The 18027-nt window shown below is 68.6% G+C and carries 13 protein-coding genes; 8 read left to right on the top strand and 5 right to left on the bottom strand.

The window, feature by feature from the left end; translation table 11 throughout:
• The first annotated feature begins 179 nt into the window (after positions 1–179).
• From UAJ10_RS29420 to UAJ10_RS29390, 7 genes are all read left to right on the top strand, one after another.
• Positions 180–2225, top strand: a complete 2046-nt coding sequence (locus UAJ10_RS29420; protein ID WP_322918947.1) for a S46 family peptidase — start codon at positions 180–182, stop codon at positions 2223–2225.
• Positions 2226–2587: 362 nt separating this feature from the next.
• Positions 2588–3652 (top strand): HlyD family secretion protein, encoded by a 1065-nt coding sequence (locus UAJ10_RS29415; RefSeq protein ID WP_322918946.1) that lies wholly within the window; start codon positions 2588–2590, stop codon positions 3650–3652.
• Positions 3653–3662: 10 nt separating this feature from the next.
• Entirely contained in the window at positions 3663–5270 is a 1608-nt protein-coding gene (locus tag UAJ10_RS29410; RefSeq protein WP_416235415.1) for a DHA2 family efflux MFS transporter permease subunit, read from the top strand.
• Between the two features lie 5 nt (positions 5271–5275).
• Entirely contained in the window at positions 5276–6775 is a 1500-nt protein-coding gene (locus UAJ10_RS29405; RefSeq protein WP_322918945.1) for an efflux transporter outer membrane subunit, read from the top strand.
• A 13-nt stretch (positions 6776–6788) separates the two neighbouring features.
• Positions 6789–7442, top strand: a complete 654-nt coding sequence (locus UAJ10_RS29400) for a TetR/AcrR family transcriptional regulator (RefSeq protein WP_322918944.1) — start codon at positions 6789–6791, stop codon at positions 7440–7442.
• Between the two features lie 245 nt (positions 7443–7687).
• The gene (locus UAJ10_RS29395; protein WP_322918943.1) at positions 7688–9199 is read left to right on the top strand and encodes an efflux transporter outer membrane subunit; all 1512 of its coding nucleotides are present in this window, start codon (positions 7688–7690) and stop codon (positions 9197–9199) included.
• Positions 9200–9336: 137 nt separating this feature from the next.
• Complete coding sequence (locus UAJ10_RS29390; RefSeq protein ID WP_322918942.1) at positions 9337–10566, top strand: acyltransferase family protein; 1230 nt, start codon at positions 9337–9339, stop codon at positions 10564–10566.
• A 3-nt stretch (positions 10567–10569) separates the two neighbouring features.
• Here the strand turns inward: UAJ10_RS29390 and UAJ10_RS29385 are convergent, their stop codons facing one another.
• From UAJ10_RS29385 to UAJ10_RS29370, 4 genes are all read right to left on the bottom strand, one after another.
• A complete protein-coding gene (locus UAJ10_RS29385; RefSeq protein ID WP_322918941.1) occupies positions 10570–10947 on the bottom strand; it encodes a PIN domain-containing protein in 378 nt (125 codons plus the stop codon).
• A 72-nt stretch (positions 10948–11019) separates the two neighbouring features.
• Positions 11020–11466, bottom strand: a complete 447-nt coding sequence (locus UAJ10_RS29380; protein ID WP_322918940.1) for a helix-turn-helix domain-containing protein — start codon at positions 11464–11466, stop codon at positions 11020–11022.
• Between the two features lie 125 nt (positions 11467–11591).
• The gene (locus UAJ10_RS29375) at positions 11592–12965 is read right to left on the bottom strand and encodes a sensor histidine kinase (protein ID WP_322918939.1); all 1374 of its coding nucleotides are present in this window, start codon (positions 12963–12965) and stop codon (positions 11592–11594) included.
• Positions 12962–13633: a response regulator transcription factor gene (locus UAJ10_RS29370; RefSeq protein WP_322918938.1), complete on the bottom strand. Its 672-nt coding sequence runs from the start codon at positions 13631–13633 to the stop codon at positions 12962–12964. The genes UAJ10_RS29375 and UAJ10_RS29370 overlap by 4 nt, the downstream gene beginning before the upstream one ends.
• Positions 13634–13827: 194 nt before the next feature.
• Between UAJ10_RS29370 and UAJ10_RS29365 the strand changes: the two genes are divergently transcribed.
• Complete coding sequence (locus tag UAJ10_RS29365; protein WP_322918937.1) at positions 13828–14826, top strand: FkbM family methyltransferase; 999 nt, start codon at positions 13828–13830, stop codon at positions 14824–14826.
• 90 nt (positions 14827–14916) lie between these two features.
• Here UAJ10_RS29365 and UAJ10_RS29360 read toward each other — a convergent pair whose 3' ends face one another.
• Positions 14917–18027, bottom strand: coding sequence for an efflux RND transporter permease subunit (locus UAJ10_RS29360; protein WP_322918936.1), 3111 nt, complete (start codon positions 18025–18027; stop codon positions 14917–14919).

Here is an 18027-nt window from a genome sequence, read left to right as displayed (position 1 = left end):
TGGGGCTGCGACATTTGCACTTCCGTTACAAAATCCCGTCCCGCCCCGGTTTGGCTTGGGGGTATGCTCACAGGGACTGTACCGCCCGGCGGGGAGGCCGGGATCAAGAGGTACAAACGGGCATGCAAGGGACGGGGACCATGCGTACGGGGCTTAGGGCGGCTGCGGTTGGCGGCTGCTTGTCCGGGCTTTTCGCCTCCACGCCCTTCGGGGCCCGCGCGGATGAGGGACTGTGGACCTTCAACCACTTCCCCAGCGCCAAAGTCCAGGAGACCTACGGCTTCGAGCCCACCGTCCAGTGGTTGGACCATCTCCGCATGGCGTCGCTGCGGCTGCCCCGGGGCTGCTCCGCCTCCTTCGTTTCGCCCACCGGCCTGGTCCAGACCAACCATCACTGCGCCCGCGATTGCCTGCAGCAATTGTCATCACCCGCCAACAACCTGGTGCAGGACGGCTTCTATGCCGCCAAGCCGGAGGACGAGGTGAAATGTCCGGATGTGGAGGCCAACCAGTTGGTGGGCATCACCGACGTCACCCCCCAGGTGAGGGAGGCGGTGGCGGGCCGCGAGGGCCAGGATTACGGCCGCGCCCTGCGTGAGACGCTGGCCAAGCTGCAGCGCGACTGCGCCGGCGGGGATGAGGCCATCCGCTGCGACGTGGTGGAGCTGTATCGGGGCAGCGTCTACGACGTGTACAAATACCGCCGTTACCAGGATGTGCGCCTGGTGTTCTCGCCCGAGGAGGACATCGCCTTCTTCGGCGGCGATCCCGACAATTTCGAATTCCCCCGCTATGACCTGGATGTCGCCTTCCTGCGGGTTTATGACGAGCATGGCGCGCCGTTGAACACCCAGGCCAATTACTTCGCCTACGCTCCCCGGGACGCGCAGGAGGGCGATCTGGTCTTCACCTCCGGCAATCCCGGTACCACCGAACGCCTGGATACGGTGGCGGAGCTGGAATACGACCGCGACGTCGTCCTGCCGGAGAGTTTGGTCTACCTGGCGGAGTTACGCGGCCTGTTGCTGCAATTCTCGGCCGAGGGGACCGAACACGCCCGCGTGGCCTTCGCCAAGCTGTTCGCGGTGGAAAACGCCTACAAGGCCCGCCTGGGCCAGTTCCGCGCCCTGGTCAATCCCGGCCTGATCGACAGCCGCCGGCGGGCGGAGAATGAGCTGCGGGCCAAAGTGGCCGCCGACCCGCAATTCCAGCAGCGTTTCGGCGATCCCTGGGCCGCCATCGCCCAGGCCGTGAGCCATTACCGTGCCGTCGCCGACCGCATGGAAGTGGTGGAGGAGGGGCGCGGGCCCCAGTCCGACCTGTTCGCCTATGCCCGCCTGCTGGTGCGCGCGGCGGAGCAGCGCCAACTGCCCGACATCAAGCGCTTCCAGGAATTCACCGAGGCCGGCTTCCCCTTCACCCGTCAGCGCCTGCTGGCCAACGCCCCCATTTCCACCGACCTGGAAAAGGTGCTGCTGCGCGCCTGGCTGGTGCAATTGCGGCGGGTGCTGGGGCCGGACGATCCCCTGGTGCGCGATGTGCTGGGCGCGCAGACGGCCGAAAAGATGGCCAGCGACCTGGTGGACGGCACCAGGCTGGCCGACCCCAACGAACGCAAACGCCTGCTGATGGGCGGCATCGAGGCCATCAAGAACAGCCACGACCCCCTGATCCGCTTCGCGCAAGAGGTGGACAAGCAGGCGCTGGTCATCCGACGCGACGTGGAGGTGAATGTGGAGGCGGTGGAGCGGCGCAACGCCGGCGTCATCGCCCAGGTCGTCTTCGCCGCCAAGGGCACCGGCGCCTACCCGGACGCCACCTTCTCCCCCCGCGTGTCCTACGGGACGGTGAAGGGCTATGACGAGAACGGCCGCCATGTGCGGTATTACACCACCATCGGTGAGGCCTACGGCCGCGCCACGGGGGCGGAGCCGCTGGCCCTGCCGCGCTCGTGGCTGCGCGCCCGCAGCGATGTGGACTTCAGCCGCAAGCTGAACATCGCCAGCACGAACGACATTGTGCGCGGCAATTCCGGCTCCCCCGTGGTCAATACCGATGGCCAGGTGGTGGGCACGATCTTCGATGGCAACAGCCAGTCGCTGGGCGGCGATTTCGGCTTCGACGACACCTCCAACCGCGCCGTCTGGGTATCGGTCGGAGCGGTGAAGGAGGCATTGACCAAAATCTATGGGACCACCCGCCTGAACCGCGAACTGGGCTTCTAAAACCTTGGGCCCGCCCCTGTGATGGTGGACGCTGACAGGCGCCGCCGACCGATGTTGGGCGCGGTGGCGTTGTCGCGGGAAATGGCCTGGAATCCTAAGGTTTTGGTGGGATGCATGGGTGGGTGCTCAGGTCCCACGGTTTTGGCGCTTGCCGCATCCCAGATCTGCGCCATCCTCATTAGGTGCGTTCCGAGGCCATAAGCAATAACTTGCTTGCAAGCAGTTTCCGCGCCGCAGGATTTAGCGGCACCTTCCCCACATCCGTATTCCTTGACCCGGCCGGGCCGGGCCCAAGGTGTTCGCCCCCCGCACGGGGCCCAAGCCCGATCCGGCCTTCAACGATCAGGGACTAAAGGACCATCATGACCAGCGCGTCCACCGCCCTTCCGCCCAAGCGTTCCCCCCTGCCGCGCATCATCGGCTTCGGCGTGCTGGCCGTCGTCATGGTCGGCGGCGTCGTCCTCTGGCTCAGCGGCAGGGGCAAGGAATCCACCGACGACGCCTTCACCGAGGGCCGGGTGGTGACGGTGGCGCCCAAGGTTTCCGGCCTGGTGGTCGAGCTGGCGGTGCAGGATAACCAGAAGGTGAAGGCTGGCGACCTGCTGTTCCGCATCGATCCCCGCGACTATCAGATCACCCGCGACCGTGACGCCGCGCAGCTGCAACTGGCGCAGGCGCAGCTGACGCAGGCGCAGACCAATCTGGAAATCGCCCAGGTTTCCTATCCGGCGCAGCTGGACCAGGCCCGCGCCGCCCGCGCCCAGGCCGAGGCCACGCTGGTCCGGGCCAAGTCCGACCTGTCGCGCCAGACCGAGATCGACGTCCGCGCCACCACCAAGTCGCAGATCGACGCCGCCCAGGCGGCGTTCCGCACCGCCCAGGCCCAGCTGGCCGACGCCGACGCCAAGCTGCGCTCGGCGGAACAGGCGCCGCGCAACATCGAGGTGGCCGCCACCCAGGTGAAGCAGTGGGAGGCCCAGGTGGCCGCCGCCCAGGCCGAATTGGCTCAGGCGGAGCTGAACCTGTCCTACACCACCGTGGTGGCGCCGCAGGATGGCTGGGTGACCAAGCGCGCCGTGGAAAAGGGCAACTACCTGCAGGTGTCGCAATCGGCCATGACGCTGGTGACGCCGGAGGTGTGGGTGGTCGCCAACTTCAAGGAAAACCAGTTGAAGCACATGCGCGTGGGCCAGCCGGTCGATATCGAGGTCGACGCCTTCCCCGACCTGAAGCTGACCGGCGCCGTCGACAGCTTCCAGATGGGCACCGGCTCGCGCTTCACCGCCTTCCCGGCGGAAAACGCCACCGGCAACTTCGTGAAGATCGTCCAGCGCCTGCCGGTCAAGATCAAGGTGACGGGCGGCCTGCCCGCCGATCACCCCCTGCCCCTGGGTCTGTCGGTCGAACCCACGGTCAACCTGAACTGAGGGGACGGCGGTGAGCGAAGGACTTCCCCCACCCGAGGCTGATCACGGGGCGTCGACCTGGCGTCCCAAGCACAACCCCTACCTGGTCGCCATGGTGGTGACCGTCGCCACCTTCATGGAGGTGCTGGACACCACCATCATCAACGTGGCCCTGCCGCACATCGCCGGCAGCCTGTCGGTGGGCACGGACGAAAGCACCTGGACGCTGACCTCCTACCTGGTGGCCAACGGCATCGTGCTGCCCGTGTCCGGCTGGCTGGGCCGCATGATGGGGCGCAAGAACTACTTCCTGCTGTCCATCATCATGTTCACGGTGTCGTCGCTGCTCTGCGGCCTGTCGACCTCGCTGCCCGAACTGATCATCTTCCGCCTGATGCAGGGCTTCTTCGGGGGCGGCCTGCAGCCCAACCAGCAGTCCATCCTGCTGGACACGTTCGAGCCGGCCAAGCGCGCCACCGCCTTCGGCGTCACGGCCGTCGCCATCATCGCCGCCCCCATCATGGGGCCGACGCTGGGCGGCTGGATCACGGACAATTTCAGCTGGCGCTGGGTGTTCCTGATCAACGTGCCGGTGGGCGTCATCGCCACCTTCGCCATCTCGGCGGTGGTGGAGGATCCGCCCTGGGCCAAGGCCGGCGCCGGCAAGGGCAAGCGCAACATCGACGTGGTCGGCCTGTCGCTGATCGCCGCCGGCTTCGCCTGCCTGCAGATCGTGCTGGACCGGGGCGAGCAGGAGGACTGGTTTTCCAGCGGCTTCATCCAGGCCTTCGGCGTGGGCGCCGTGCTGGGCCTGGTGGGCGCCGTCGTCTGGCTGCTGGATCGGCCTGATCCCATCGTCAACCTGCGGGTCTGGAAGAACAAGGATTTCGCCATCGGCACCCTGTTCATCAGCATCATGGCCGCCACCCTGTACGGCAGCGCCGTGCTGATCCCGCAGTTGGCGCAGTCCCAATTGGGTTACACCGCCACCTGGTCGGGCATGATCCTGTCGCCCGGCGGCTTCATGATCCTGTTCATGATCCCCATCATCACCCGCGTGCTGCTGAAGAAGTTCCAGGCCCGCTTCATCGTGGCCACCGGCTTCTTCCTGCTGGGCATCGCCATGTTCTACACGGGCACCATCACGCCCCAGGTCAGCTTCCTGAACCTGATGAGCATGCGCCTGGCCCAGACCTTCGGCACGGCGCTGCTGATGATCCCCATCAGCACGGTGGCCTTCGCCTCCGTCCCGCGGGAGATGAACGGCGACGCCGCCGCCCTGTACGCCATGTCGCGCAACCTGGGCGGCAGCATCGGCATCGCGCTGGTCACGGCCTACCTGACGCAGCGGTCGCAGGTGCACCAGGCCTATCTGGTCGAGCACCTGTCGGACCTGAACATGGGCTATCAGATGACCAAGCAGGCCTGGATGAACGGCCTGGCCGGTCACGGGCTGACGCCGTCGCAGATGGACTCCTCGGCGCTGGGCGGCATCTACCGCACGTTGGTGCGCCAGGCGGCCATCCTGGGCTACGTCGACGTCTTCCGCATATCCGGCGTGGTCGCCTTCTGCGTCGTGCCCCTGGCCTTTTTCATGAAATCCACCAAGGCGGCGCCCAAGCCCGCCGCCGCGGAGTGACCCTGATGTCCGCTTCCACTCCCCTCTTCCCGCTTCCGCGCCGGGCCGGGCTGCTGGCCGCCACGGCGGCCCTGGCCCTGACGGCCGCCTGCACCCTGGGCCCGGACTACCAGCCGCCGGCGGCCGACGCGCCTGCGGCGTGGAGCGCCACGACCACCCAGGCGACGGCCCAGGTGGCGGGCAAGACCCAGGTCAACACCGACGCCACCGTGCTGGGCCACTGGTGGACTGAGTTCCGCGACCCCACGCTGGACAAGCTGGTTGCCGACGTGGTCGCCGGCAACCTGGACCTGAAGGTGGCGGAGCAGCGCATCCTGTCCGCCCGCGCCCAGCGCCAGCAGGCGGCCGCCGCGCAGTACCCCAGCGTGAAGGGGGAGGGCGCCGCCATGCGCAACCGCCTGCCCCCGGGGGCCACGGGCTCGCTGGGCGGCACCAGCAACATCTTCCTGGCGGGCTTCGACGCCTCGTGGGAGCTGGACCTCTTCGGCGGCACGCGCCGCAGCATCGAGGCGGCCGACGCGAACATCGAGGCCGGCGTCGAGAACCGGCGCTCGCTGGTCATGTCCATGCTGGCGGAACTGGGCACCGACTACGCCGCCCTTCGTTCCGTCCAGGCGCGCATCGTCATCGCCAATGAAAACGTGCGCCTGTCGCAGGAAACCCGCGACCTGACGGCCGCGAAGTACAAGGTGGGCCTGGCGACCGAATTGCAGTTGGCGGAGGCCGACGGCCAGCTGGAACAGCAGAAGGCGGTGCTGCCGTCGCTGGCGACCCAGGCCGCCCAGCGTGCCCACGCCATCGCCACCCTGACCGGCCGCACCCCCGCCGACGTGGACAGCCTGCTGACCACCGCCGGGCCGGAGGTGCCCCTGCCGCCGGCCCTGCCGGCCAGCCTGCCATCCGAGGTGGTGCGCGCCCGTCCCGACATCCGGGCCGCCGAGCGCACCATGGTCGCCACCAACGCCGAGATCGGCGTGAAGGAGGCGGCGCGTTTCCCCAAGCTGTCCCTGGGCCTCATCGGCGGCTTCCTCAATCCCGATATAGGCAAGCTGCTGCAGGGCGACAGCTTCGGTTGGAGCGTGGGCCCCACCGTCAGCGGCACCATCTTCGACGGCGGCCGCCTGAAGGCCGGCGTGAAGGATGCCGAGGCCCAGGCCGAAGAGGCGCGCCTCACCTACCGCAAGACGGTGTTGACCGCCTTCCAGGAGGTGGAGGACGCGCTGGTCGCCTATGCCAACGAGCGCCAGCGGAACGAGACCTTGCACCGCGCCCTGGACGCCGCCCAGCGGGCGCAGGACCGTGCCCGCTCGCAGTACCGCGCCGGCCTGGCCGACTTCCTGACCGTGCTGGACGCCGACCGTACCCTGGCCACCTCCAAGGATGCCGTGGCACAGAGCGACTATGCCCTGGTGCAGCAGACCATCGCCCTCTACAAGGCGCTGGGCGGCGGCTGGCAGGCGGGTGAGACGGCAGAGGCCGGTGCGGCCGGCACCCCGCCGGCGTGAACTGGATACGGCGATGACCCAGGGTGAAACGGTGATGGCGGGGGACCTCGACCCCCAAACGCGTCCCAGCGGGCGCCAACGCAAGGCGGGCGACACCCGCCGTGCGGAGATCATCGCCGCCGCCCTGGAATTGCTGCACGAGGTGGGGCCCGGCGGCACCACGACCACGGCCATCGCCCGCCGTATCGGTATGGCCCAGGGCTCGCTGTTCCGCCATTTCCCCACCAAGCGCGCCATGTGGGAGGCGCTGCTGGACAACCTCTCCCAGCGCATCGCCCCCCCGGTCCAGGAGGCGCTGAACGGCGCCGGCAGTCCCATGGCCCGCCTGCGGCAGGTCATGCACACCTGGCTGGGCCTGGCGGAAAGCATCCCGGCGCTGTCGTCGCTGATGTTCTCGCGCGAGGTGCTGGCCGACAGCCCGGACATGCGCAGTCTGCTGGCGGAACGCCTGCAACGGCCGCACCGCATCTATTGCGCCCTGATCCGTGAGGGCATCGCGGCGGGCGAGGTCGCGCCCGAGACCGACGTGGAACGGGTGGGCTGGATCCTTTCGGGCATGAAGCACAGCCTGGTCATGCGCTGGACCCTGCTGGACCGCACCCTGGACATGCACGCCGATCTGGACGTGATGCTGGACACGATCATCGCCGGCATGAGCCCGCGATAATCCGGCTGTTGGCCCGCCTGTGTCGTTTTTCCCGACAGGTTGGCGGCTTTCGCCCCGTACCATCGGGCGGTCACGGGCGGGCGGTCACGGGGGGGGCGTTCCACTTCCCCGGCTGGTGGCTGGGCCAATTGGGCGCAGGCCCAGTTCGTCCGTGACAGGGGGCCTCCGGTGTGAAAAGAAGGGCGCCGGGTCCCGTCCCCAATCCGCGTTTCCATCTGGCCTCCCTTCCTGGATCACGTCCCGCGATGCTGCGCCACCGGTCGTCCCGTTCCCTGCTTTCGTCCGTCGCCAAGCCGGCCCTGGCGGCCTTCCTCATGGCGGGTGCGCTGACGGGCTGCACCGTAGGGCCTGACTATGAACGGCCGGAAACGCCGCAGCCGGCGGCCTATCGGGAAACGGTGACGGGCGACGCCGCCAAGGACGCGACCTTGCGCACGGAAATCGCCGCCGACTGGTGGCGGCAGTTCAAGTCGCCGGAACTGGACAGCCTGATCGCCCGCGTGGCGTCGAATAACTTCGACGTGCGCGCCGCCGTGGCCCGCATCCGCCAGGCCGAAGGGACGGTGGACGAACAGCGCTCCACCCTGTTCCCCACGGTGACGGCGAACGCCGGGCGCACCCGCAGCCAGACGGGCGGCGGCACCACCACCGTCAGCAACGGCAACTTCATCACCCGCAACAACATCAGCAGCAACTATTCGGCCAAGCTGTCGGCCAGTTACGAGCTGGATTTCTGGGGCAAGAACCGGTCCGCCTTCGAATCGGCCAAGGCCAGCCTGAACTACAGCCGCTACGACAAGCAGACGGTGCTGATGACGGCCATCGCCACGGTGGCCACCGACTACTTCCAGGCGCTGGCCTACAAGGACCGCCTGGCCCTGGCCCGCCAGTCGTTGCGCGATGCCGAGGACGTGCTGCGCGGCATCCAGGCCCGCGCCCGCGCCGGCACCGCCACCGATGTGGACGTGGCCAACCAGGTGAACGTGGTGGAGGGCGAGCGCGCCGCCATTCCCCAGTATGAGCAAAGCCTGGCGCAGCAGATCGACGCGCTGGCCGTGCTGGTGGGCGTGCTGCCGGAACAGCTGAAGATCGAGGGCACCACCCTCAGCGGCCTGGCGGAGCCCGAGGTGGCGCCCAACCTGCCGTCCACCCTGCTGACCCGCCGGCCTGACGTGGCCTCGGCCGAGGCGCAGCTGATCGCCGCCAACGCCACCCTGCGCAGCGTCATCGCCCAGCAATACCCCAGCCTCAGCCTGACGGGCAGCTACGGCTACCAGAACCAGACCCTGGACAACCTGTTCAACCCGGCCAGCAAGCTGTGGTCGCTGGGCACCTCGCTGACCCAGACGGTGTTCGACGCCGGCAACCTGCAGGCCCAGTCCGACGTGCAGCGCGCCCGGGTGGAGGAGCTGGCGGCGGATTATCAGAAGGCGGTCGTCACCGCCTTCTCCGATGTCGAGGATGCGCTGGCCGGCGTGCGCTACACCCGCGACATCCGGGGCGCCCAGGAAAAGGCGACGGCCTCGGCCGACGTGGCTCTGCGCGGCACCACCGGGCAGTTCCAGCGTGGTACCGCCGATATGGTCAGCGTGCTGACGGCCCAGCGCACCCTGTTCAGCGCCCAGGACAGCCTGGTGCAAAGCCGCCTGAACTACCTCACCGCCATCGTCACGCTGTACCGCGTGCTGGGCGGCGGCTGGTCGGTGGAACAGACCGAGGCCCAGGCCGACACCATCCCGGCCAAGGCCGGCGGCTGACGGCGCCGTCAAGGCGACCGGCGCCTTCGTCATTTCCGGTAAAATGCCGATCTGGGGGCTAGCCGCGCGTGGCGGGTGCTGGCACACCTGACCGCATCCTCACGCCGTTCCCGGTTGAAAGGCCTTGCCTGACCCCCATGTCCGCACCCGCCTCGGACCGTCCTTCCAGGGAACCTTCCCTGGCCGCCAAGCCTGAACGCCTGCTGTCGCTGGACGTCTTCCGGGGGCTGACCGTGGCCCTGATGCTGCTGGTCAACGACCCCGGCACATGGTCCGACATCTATTGGCCGCTACGCCACGCCAAATGGCACGGCTGGACGCCAACCGACCTGGTCTTCCCCTTCTTCCTGTTCATGGTGGGCATCACCACCCACCTGTCGCTGACCCAGCGGCGCGCGCGGGGGGATGGCGACGGCGCCCTGGCCCGCCAGATCCTGCGGCGCGCGCTCATCCTGTTCGGCCTCGGCCTGTTCATCGCCTGGTTCCCGGGCTACGCGCTGGCCAGTCATGGCACGCTGGCCGACCGCGCGGCGGCGCAGGTCCTGTCCTGGCGCATCCCCGGTGTCTTGCAGCGCATCGCCCTGTGCTACGCCGCCGTTGGCCTGCTGTCGCTGCGGGTGGGGCCGAAGGGGCAGGGCGCCCTGATCGTGCTGCTGGCGCTGGGCTATTGGGCGGTGATGACGCTGGTTCCCGTGCCCGGCACCGGCGCCACCGGCCTGGCGGCGCTGGCCCATCCCGGCGCCACCGTGGCGGCGGCGGTCGACCGCGCGCTGTTTGACTGGGGTCCGCTGGGCAACCATCTGTGGGCCGCCGCCAAGACCTGGGATCCCGAAGGCGCGCTGTCGACCCTGCCGGCCATCGCCACAGCGCTGCTGGGCGTCCAGGCCGGACGCTGGCTGGCCCGGCCCCTGCCGCTGCCGGCCCGCATCCGGGGCCTGATCGTGGCCGGGGTCGCGGGTGTCCTGCTGGGCGAAATCTGGGATTTGGCCTTCCCCATCAACAAGAGCCTGTGGACCAGCTCCTTCGTGGCCCTGACCGCCGGCATGGCCTGCCTGTGCCTGGGTGCCCTGCTGTGGGCGGTTGAGGTGCGCGGCTGGCGCCGCTGGACCCGGCCGGCCCTGGTCTTCGGCGTCAACCCCATCCTGGCCTATGTCGGGTCCGAACTGATGGCCATCGTCATCGGCGGCGTCATCACCCTGCCCTGGGACCACCGCATCGCCCCGCTGCAGGACGTGGTCTACGAGGCGGTGTTCTATCCTGTGCTGCCGGAAAAGGCGGCCTCGCTGGCCTTCGCCCTCCTGTTCGTCACCCTGTGGTGGGCGATCCTGGAGGTGCTGTACCGCCGCCGGATCTTCCTGAAGGTGTGAACTTCAGCCGCGGGGCGCGGTGGGCCATTGCGACAGGAAGGGCGCATACGGACGCAGGGCGGCGACCGTTTTGGGCAGCCCTTGCTTTTCCAGTGTGTCATCCAGCGGGAAGTCTTTAAGATTGAAGGTGATGATGGCGTCCGCTCTTGCCTGAGCGGCCGCAGCCACTACGTGTCGGTCATCGGGGTCGGGAAGATTGATGGTTGGTGTCAGATGTTCATAACCAGACACCAGGCAATCTATGACGCTGGCGTCCATTCGCTCCCGCGTCCACCGCAGCTGCTCCCGCGTCAAATCCGGACGATTTTTCAGAACGTTGCGGATCCATTCGTCATGAATCGCATCGGTCCATCGCGCTCGAAACAGCTCCGTCGCCGCCAATCCATCAGAAAATCGCGCAGCGGCGCCGGATAGAGCACGCAGGCATCGAAGACGACGGTGAACCGTGACACGTCAATAACCCATGTCGAGTTCCTGGGCCTGCGCGACCAGTTCCTCCAGAGCCTTGGATCGAGCCTCCGCCCTTCCTTGTTTGTACGCCTTCAAATCCGCGAAGCGGACACGGCGATGGGTCCCCACCTTGTGGTGGGGTAGCTGTCCCGTCTCCAGCAACTTGACCAAGTGGGGTCGGCTGACGTTCAAGAAGTCGGCCGCCTCCTGTGTCGTCATCTCCGCATGGACCGGGATCACGGTCACCGCGTTGCCTTGCGACATCTCCACCAACAGATGGGTGATCAACTCCCGCAGGGCCCGGGGCAGCGGTAGGGCCTGCCCGTCGTCCAACTGCACTTGAAGCTCCCGGTCCCCGTGTCTGGACAGGATGCGGCTCGACTCCGTCGCCAGCTGTGCGTCTTCGTCAGACGGAACGATGGTGTCGTTCCGCTCCAGCAACGCTGTCATCATAACCTCCACGCTCAATGTATCGGCACGGGGGGCCAAACCTCGGCGCCTCATGGCGCCGCAATGATGTAGATATGAGTCAGGCGCGTATTAAACGCAATATACGAAACATAACCACTAACGGCTTAGGTGTTCTCAAAGCACAGACTGAACAGCGCCCCGCCGCCGTGGCGGTCGCGGGCGGCCAGGCGGCCGCCGTGCTGGCGCATGATCTCCATGGCGATGGCCAGGCCCAGGCCGGATCCGGTGATGCCGGCGCCGGCGGCACCGCGCACGAAGGGCTCCGCCAGGGTCAGGGGGTCCTCGCCCTGTAATCCCGGCCCGCGGTCGGCCACGGACAGGATGGGGCCGGGGCCCACGCGCACCTCCACCGTGCCGCCCGTGGGGCCGTAGGCCACGGCGTTCTCCACCAGGTTGCGCAGGGCCTCGGCCACGGCGCCGGTGTTGCACACCAGGGGGAAGTCCTCCACCACCTCCAGCTCGATGGATTTGCCCAGCGACCGGATGAAGGGCGCCAGGGTCACCAGCTCCCCCGCCGTCAGTTCCCCCGCCATGACCCGGTCGGTGCGGGGCAGGGGGGTGCCGGACAGGCGCGACAGCGACAGCAGCTGCGCCACCAGGCGCGACAGGCGGCGCACGTCTGTTCGCACGGCCGCCATATCGGCCTCCCCGCTTTCTAGGCGGGCCTGCACCACCGCCAGGGGGGTGCGCAACTGGTGGGCGGCGTCGGCGATGAAGCGGCGGTGGTGGCGAAAGCTGCCCTCCAGCCGGGCCAGCGCCGTGTTGAAGGCGTCCACCAGGGGCAGGACCTCGCTGGGCAGGTTCTTGCCGTCCAGCCGGTGGTCCAGGCGGTCCAGGCCGATGGCCGCCGCCTCCTCCGACACTTCCTGGATGGGGGTCAGGCTGCTGCGGATGGTCCAGACGCCGATGGCGGCGGCGATCAAGGCAACGGGAATGCCGAACAGCAGGATGTCGCGGACGAACTCATCCAGCAGGCCGTTGATGATTTTCTGGTCGGCGGTGGGCGACTGCGCCACCGCCAGCGTCAGGGTGCGGTCGCCCAGCTTGATGGGTGTCGCCAGGCCATAACGCTCCGGCTCCCCCGGCGGGCGGAAGAAATATTCCGTGTCCGGCTGGTTCAACGCCTCGCGCAGGGTGTTGGCGGCGCGGGGCAGGGACTGGGTCAGCAGCCGGCCGTGCTGGTCCCACACGGCGTAGATGACGCCGTCCTCCTCCAGGGCATAGCGGTTGGCCAGATCCGGCGGCAGGCGGTCTAGCGACAGGCCGCCGTGGTTGAACACGGCCATCAGCTCATTGGCCTGGCCGCGCAGCACCTTGCGTTGCACGACCCCACCGGCTTCCTCCAGCCGCACCACTAGGGGCAGGATGCCGACGGCGACCGACACGAGGAACAGCAGGCCCAGGCGCCAGGCCAGGCGGCCTTGCAGTGACCGGTGCCGCCATATCTGCGCCAGGGTGGGCAGCAGGTGGCGGCTCACGACGCGCTCATCATATAGCCCAGGCCGCGCATGGTGATGATGCCGGCCGTGGCCTCCGCCGTCGCCAGCTTGCGGCGTAGGCGGGACACCAGGGCCTCCACGGCGTTGTCGGTGGCCTCGTTGCCGAAACCGTAGAGGGCGCTGTCGATGTGGGCCTTGGTCACCACCTGGTCCACCTTGCGCAACAGCACCTCCAGCAGGGCCAGCTCGCGGGCCGTCAGGGCCAACGGGGCGCCGGCCACGGCCACGCCGCGGGCGGCGCTGTCGAAAGACAGGTTGCCGCATTCCAGCACCACGCCGATGATGCCGCCCGGCCGACGCAGCAGTGCCCGCAGGCGGGCCGCCAGCTCCCCCATGTCGAAGGGCTTCACCAGGTAATCGTCAGCGCCGGCGTCCAGCCCCTCGATGCGGTCGTCCAGGGTGGACCGGGCCGTCAGCATCAGGATGGGCACCTTGCGACGGCTGCCGCGCAGGCGGCGCACCAGGCTGACACCGTCGCCATCGGGCAGGCGCCGGTCCAGAACCAGGGCATCGTACTCGGCGGTCGAGATATGGTCATCGGCCTCGGCCAGGCTGCCGCAGGCATCGACGGTGAAGCCGATTCGCGACAGGTGATCGGCGGTCAAGGTCCGCAGATCCCGTTCATCCTCAACCAAAAGAAGCCGCATCGGCCAGGTTCCCACAAGTCGCCCATTACGGGCGGCAGACGTATCTATACGCGCGACCGGCCGCGGCCTGTCGGCATCCGGGCCGATTTTCGTGGGCGGGGCCGGGTTGTGGCGCGGCAGGCCCGCGTCAGCAAGGCGTCAGCTTGACTGTGCCATCGTTGCCACGCGCTGATCAACCGAGGCTGCCGACCATCATGACCGTGCTCACCGCCGCCCTGCTGCCGGACCCTTCTTCCGGCCCTTGGGACATCCCGTCCGCCGGTCCGGCGGACGGCTTCCCCATCATCGACTATCGCGCCCCGGTGGCGCCGGCGGACGACGGTTTCGGACGGCATCGCCCCGCCGGGCTGCCGGGCTTGCTGCTGGCGCTCGGCGCCGCCCTGCCGGCCAGCCGCGGGGGCCGGGCGGCGGGTAGGGTGTTGGGACCCGTGGTGCGGGTCATGGTGCCATGGCTCTACGGCTCCGTCATCGATGTTGCGGCTGATGGCCTGCGCCGCCGCCTGCATGTCCGCGACCATGCCGACGACCGCCGGTTCCTGGCGTTGCCCCGCCAGGCGGCGGCCCAGGCCCGGGCCCATGTCGCGGCGGCCCTGCCGGCGGAGGGCGTCTTCGTCGATGTCGGCGCCGGCACGGGTCTGCACACCCTGGCCGCCGCGCGCCACCTGGGCCCCCAGGGCCGCGTGCTGGCGGTGGAGCCCAATGCCGCCACCCGCGACCGGCTGGCCGTCAACCTGTCCCTGAACCCCATCGCCGCCACCGTGACCCTGGTGGAAGAGGCGGTGGGGCCCACGTGCGACGGCCTGGTCCTGGCGACCGGCACCCGCAAGGCCGCCACGGCGCTTCCCGCCTGGGACGCGCCACCGCCGGCCCTGGTGCGCACGCGCCCGCTGCTGGATTTGGCGCGGGCCGCCGGCCTGCGCCGCGTGGACGTGCTGCGTCTGGGCTACAAGGCCGGCGCCGACCTCGCGTTGATCCCCTTCCTGCAAGCGGCACCCCACGCCCTGCGCCCCCGGCTGATCGTCGTCGACCGGTGCGGCGCCAAGGGCTGGGGCGTGGATCTGCCGGCCACCCTGGCCTTGTTCGGCTACCGCGCCTGCGGCGGCACGCCGGACGCGCTGCTGTTCCAGGATGATGCCGACGCCGACGCCGGCGCCCTGTGGGAGCCGGCCGACTGGTCCTTGGTCGCCTCCTGATCCCGTCTGAGCGATTCGCGCGACATGAAAAGGGCCCGCCGGGGATGATCCGGCGGGCCCATTTTCGTTGGCGGGGTGTTGGAACCAATCCTACTTACGGTTCACCCCGGCCATGGCGGCGTGCAGGCGCGACAGCTTCACCTTGCGCGGCCGCAGGGCCAGGTAGATCACCGGCGTGGTGTAGAGGGTGATGAACTGCGACACCAGCAGGCCGCCCACCAGGGCGATGCCCAGCGGCTGGCGCAGCTCGGCCCCCGTGCCGCCGCCGATGGCCAGTGGCACGGCGCCCAGCAGGGCGGTCAGCGTGGTCATGGTGATGGGGCGGAACCGTTCGCGGCACGCCTCGGTGATGGCGTCCACCGGGGACAGGCCGTGGATGCGCTCCGCCGCCAGGGCGAAATCCACCAGCATGATGGCGTTCTTCTTCACGATGCCCATCAGCAGGATGATACCGATGAAGGAGATCATCGATAGCTCGAACCCCGTGGCCATCAGCGCCAGGATGGCGCCGATGCCGGCCGACGGCAGGGTGGACAGGATGGTGATGGGCTGGGCCCAGCTTTCGTACAGCATGCCCAGCACGATGTAGATGGTCACCAGCGCCGCCACGATCAGCAGAGGCTGACCCTGGTTCTGCTGCTGGAAGATGCGGGCGATGCCGCCCACCTCCACCCGCATCGAGGCCGGCATGGCCAGTTCCGTCACCGCCTGCTGCGCCCGGGCCAGGGCGTCCACCTGGGCGACACCGTCGGCCAGGTTGAAGCTGAGGGTGGAGGAGGGGTACTGCCCCTCATGGTTCACCGACAGGGGCGATTCCTGGACCTGCACCTTGGCGAAGGTGGACAGCGGCACCATACCCGCCACCGACTTCACATAGATGCGCACCAGGTCGTCCGGGCCCTTCTGCTCATTGGGCGTCGCCTCCAGCACAACATGGTACTGGTTGCGGGCGCCATAAAGGGTGCTGACCTGCTTCTGGCTGAAGGCGTTGCCCAGGGCGGCGTCCACGTCCGAGGGCGTCAGGTTCATGCGCGAGGCCAGGTTGCGGTCGATGACCACCTTGGCGTCCAGGCCGGCCTTGTCCTGGTCGGAGCTGACGTCCTGGAAATAGTCCGGTAGCTCCTTCAGCTTGGCCACCAGTTTCGGCCCCCATTCATAGAGGTCGTCCAGGTTGTCGCTCAGCAGCGAGACCTGGAATTGCGAGTCGCTGCTGCGCCCGCCGAAGCGCAGGTCCTGCTCCGCCTGCAGGAAGACCTGCAGCGCCTCCATCTTCGCGAACTTGGGCCGCAGGCGGGCGATGACCTGGTCTGCCGTGGCGTCACGCTGATTGCGCGGCTTCAGCGAGATGGTCATGCTGCCGGTGTTGGCGCTGCTGCTGCCGGGGCCGCCGCCACCGCCGCCGGTGGTGCCGCCGATGGCCGCCACCGCCGGGTCGTCGGCGATGATCTTCACCACCTCCTGCATGCGACGCTGCATGGTCTGGAAGGAGGTGTCGGCCGAGGCGCGCACACTGCCGCGCAGCAGGCCCGTGTCCTGCTGGGGGAAGCCGCCTTTGGGCACGACGCCATAGAGGTAGACGGTGCCGAAGATGGTGCCCAGCGCCACGAACAGCATGAGGATGCGGTGGCGCATCACCCAGCCCAGACCCTTCATGTACAGGTTGGTGGCGCCGTCCAACGGCCGGCCCACCCACCGGTCGGCCCAGTTGGCCTCGCGCTCGCGCGCATGGTCGATGAAGCGGGCGCACATCATGGGCGTCAGGGTCACCGACACGACGCCCGAGACCAGGATGGCCGCCGTCAGGGTCATGGCGAATTCGTGGAACAGCCGGCCCGCCAGCCCGCCCATGAAGATGATGGGCACGAACACGGCCACCAGCGACAGGGTCATGGACACGATGGTGAAGCCGATCTCACGCGCGCCGTCCAGGGCCGCCTGCAAGGGGGGCTTGCCCATCTCGCGGTGGCGGACGGCGTTCTCGATCATGACGATGGCGTCGTCGACCACGAAGCCCACGCTGATGGTCAGGGCCATCAGCGACAGGTTGTCCATGCTGTAGTCCAGCATCCACATGACGGCGAAGGTGCCGGCCAGTGACAGGGGCACGGCGGTGGCGGCGGCCAGGGTGGGCGCCAGGCGGCGCAGGAACAGGCCCACCACCAGGATGACCAGGCCGATGGAGATCAGCATGGTGATCTGCACGTCGTCCACGCTGGCGCGGATGGTGCCGGTCTGGTCGTTCACCACGTTGATGTCGATGCCGGGCGGCAGCCACTTCTGGATCTGGCCCAGGTTGGCCTTGATCAGGTCCACCGTCTTGATGACGTTGGCGCCCGGCTGTTTCAGGACCGAGACCAGCACGGCCGGCTGCGTACCGAACCAGCCCGCCTGCCTGATGTTTTCCGAGCTGTTGAGCACCGTGGCCACGTCGCCCAGGCGGAAGACGGTGCCGCTGGCGGTGCGCACCACCAGGTCGCGGTAGTCCTGCGCCTTCAGCATGGTGTCGTTGGTGGTCACCGTCATCAGCGTGTCTTCGCCGTCCATGGTGCCCACGGGCTGGCTGACGTTGGCGTTGGTGATGGCGGTGCTGATGTCGGCCAGGCTGATCTTGCGCGCGGCCAGGGCGTTCACGTCCACCTGCACGCGGATGGCGGACTTCTCGCCACCGGCGGCCGAGGCCTGGGCCACGCCCTCGATCTGCGACAGGCGCTGGGCCAGGATGCCGTCGGCGGCGTCGAAGATGGCCTGGTTGGTCAGGGTCTTGGACGTCAGGGCCAGCGTCATGATGGGCCGGCCGTTGGGATTGGCCTTGCGGAACGTGGGCTGGCTGGTCAGGCCCGAGGGCAGGTCGGTGGCCGCCGCGCTGATGGCGGCCTGCACGTCGCGCGCCGCGTCCGTCACCGGCCGGCTGACGTCGAATTGCAGGATGATGGTGCTGACACCCAGCGACGTGGTCGAGGTCATCTCGTTCACGCCGGCGATCTCACCCAGGTGGCGCTCCAGCGGGGCGGTCACCGTCGCGGCCATGGTCACCGGGTCGGCCCCCAATTCCCTGGCCTGGATGAAGATGATGGGCAGGTCGGTGTTGGGCAGGGACGCCACCGGCAGGAAGGCGTACGCCACCGCCCCCACCAGCGCCAGGCCCAGGGCCAGCAGGGCCGTGCCGATGGGCCGGCGGATGAAGGGTTCGGAGATGCTCAT

The sequence above is a fragment of the Nitrospirillum guaranorum genome (genome assembly GCF_034653275.1).
Taxonomy (GTDB): Bacteria; Pseudomonadota; Alphaproteobacteria; order Azospirillales; family Azospirillaceae; genus Nitrospirillum.
Note: the sequence above shows the minus strand (reverse complement) of the source record. Positions and strands in the feature narration are given on the sequence as shown.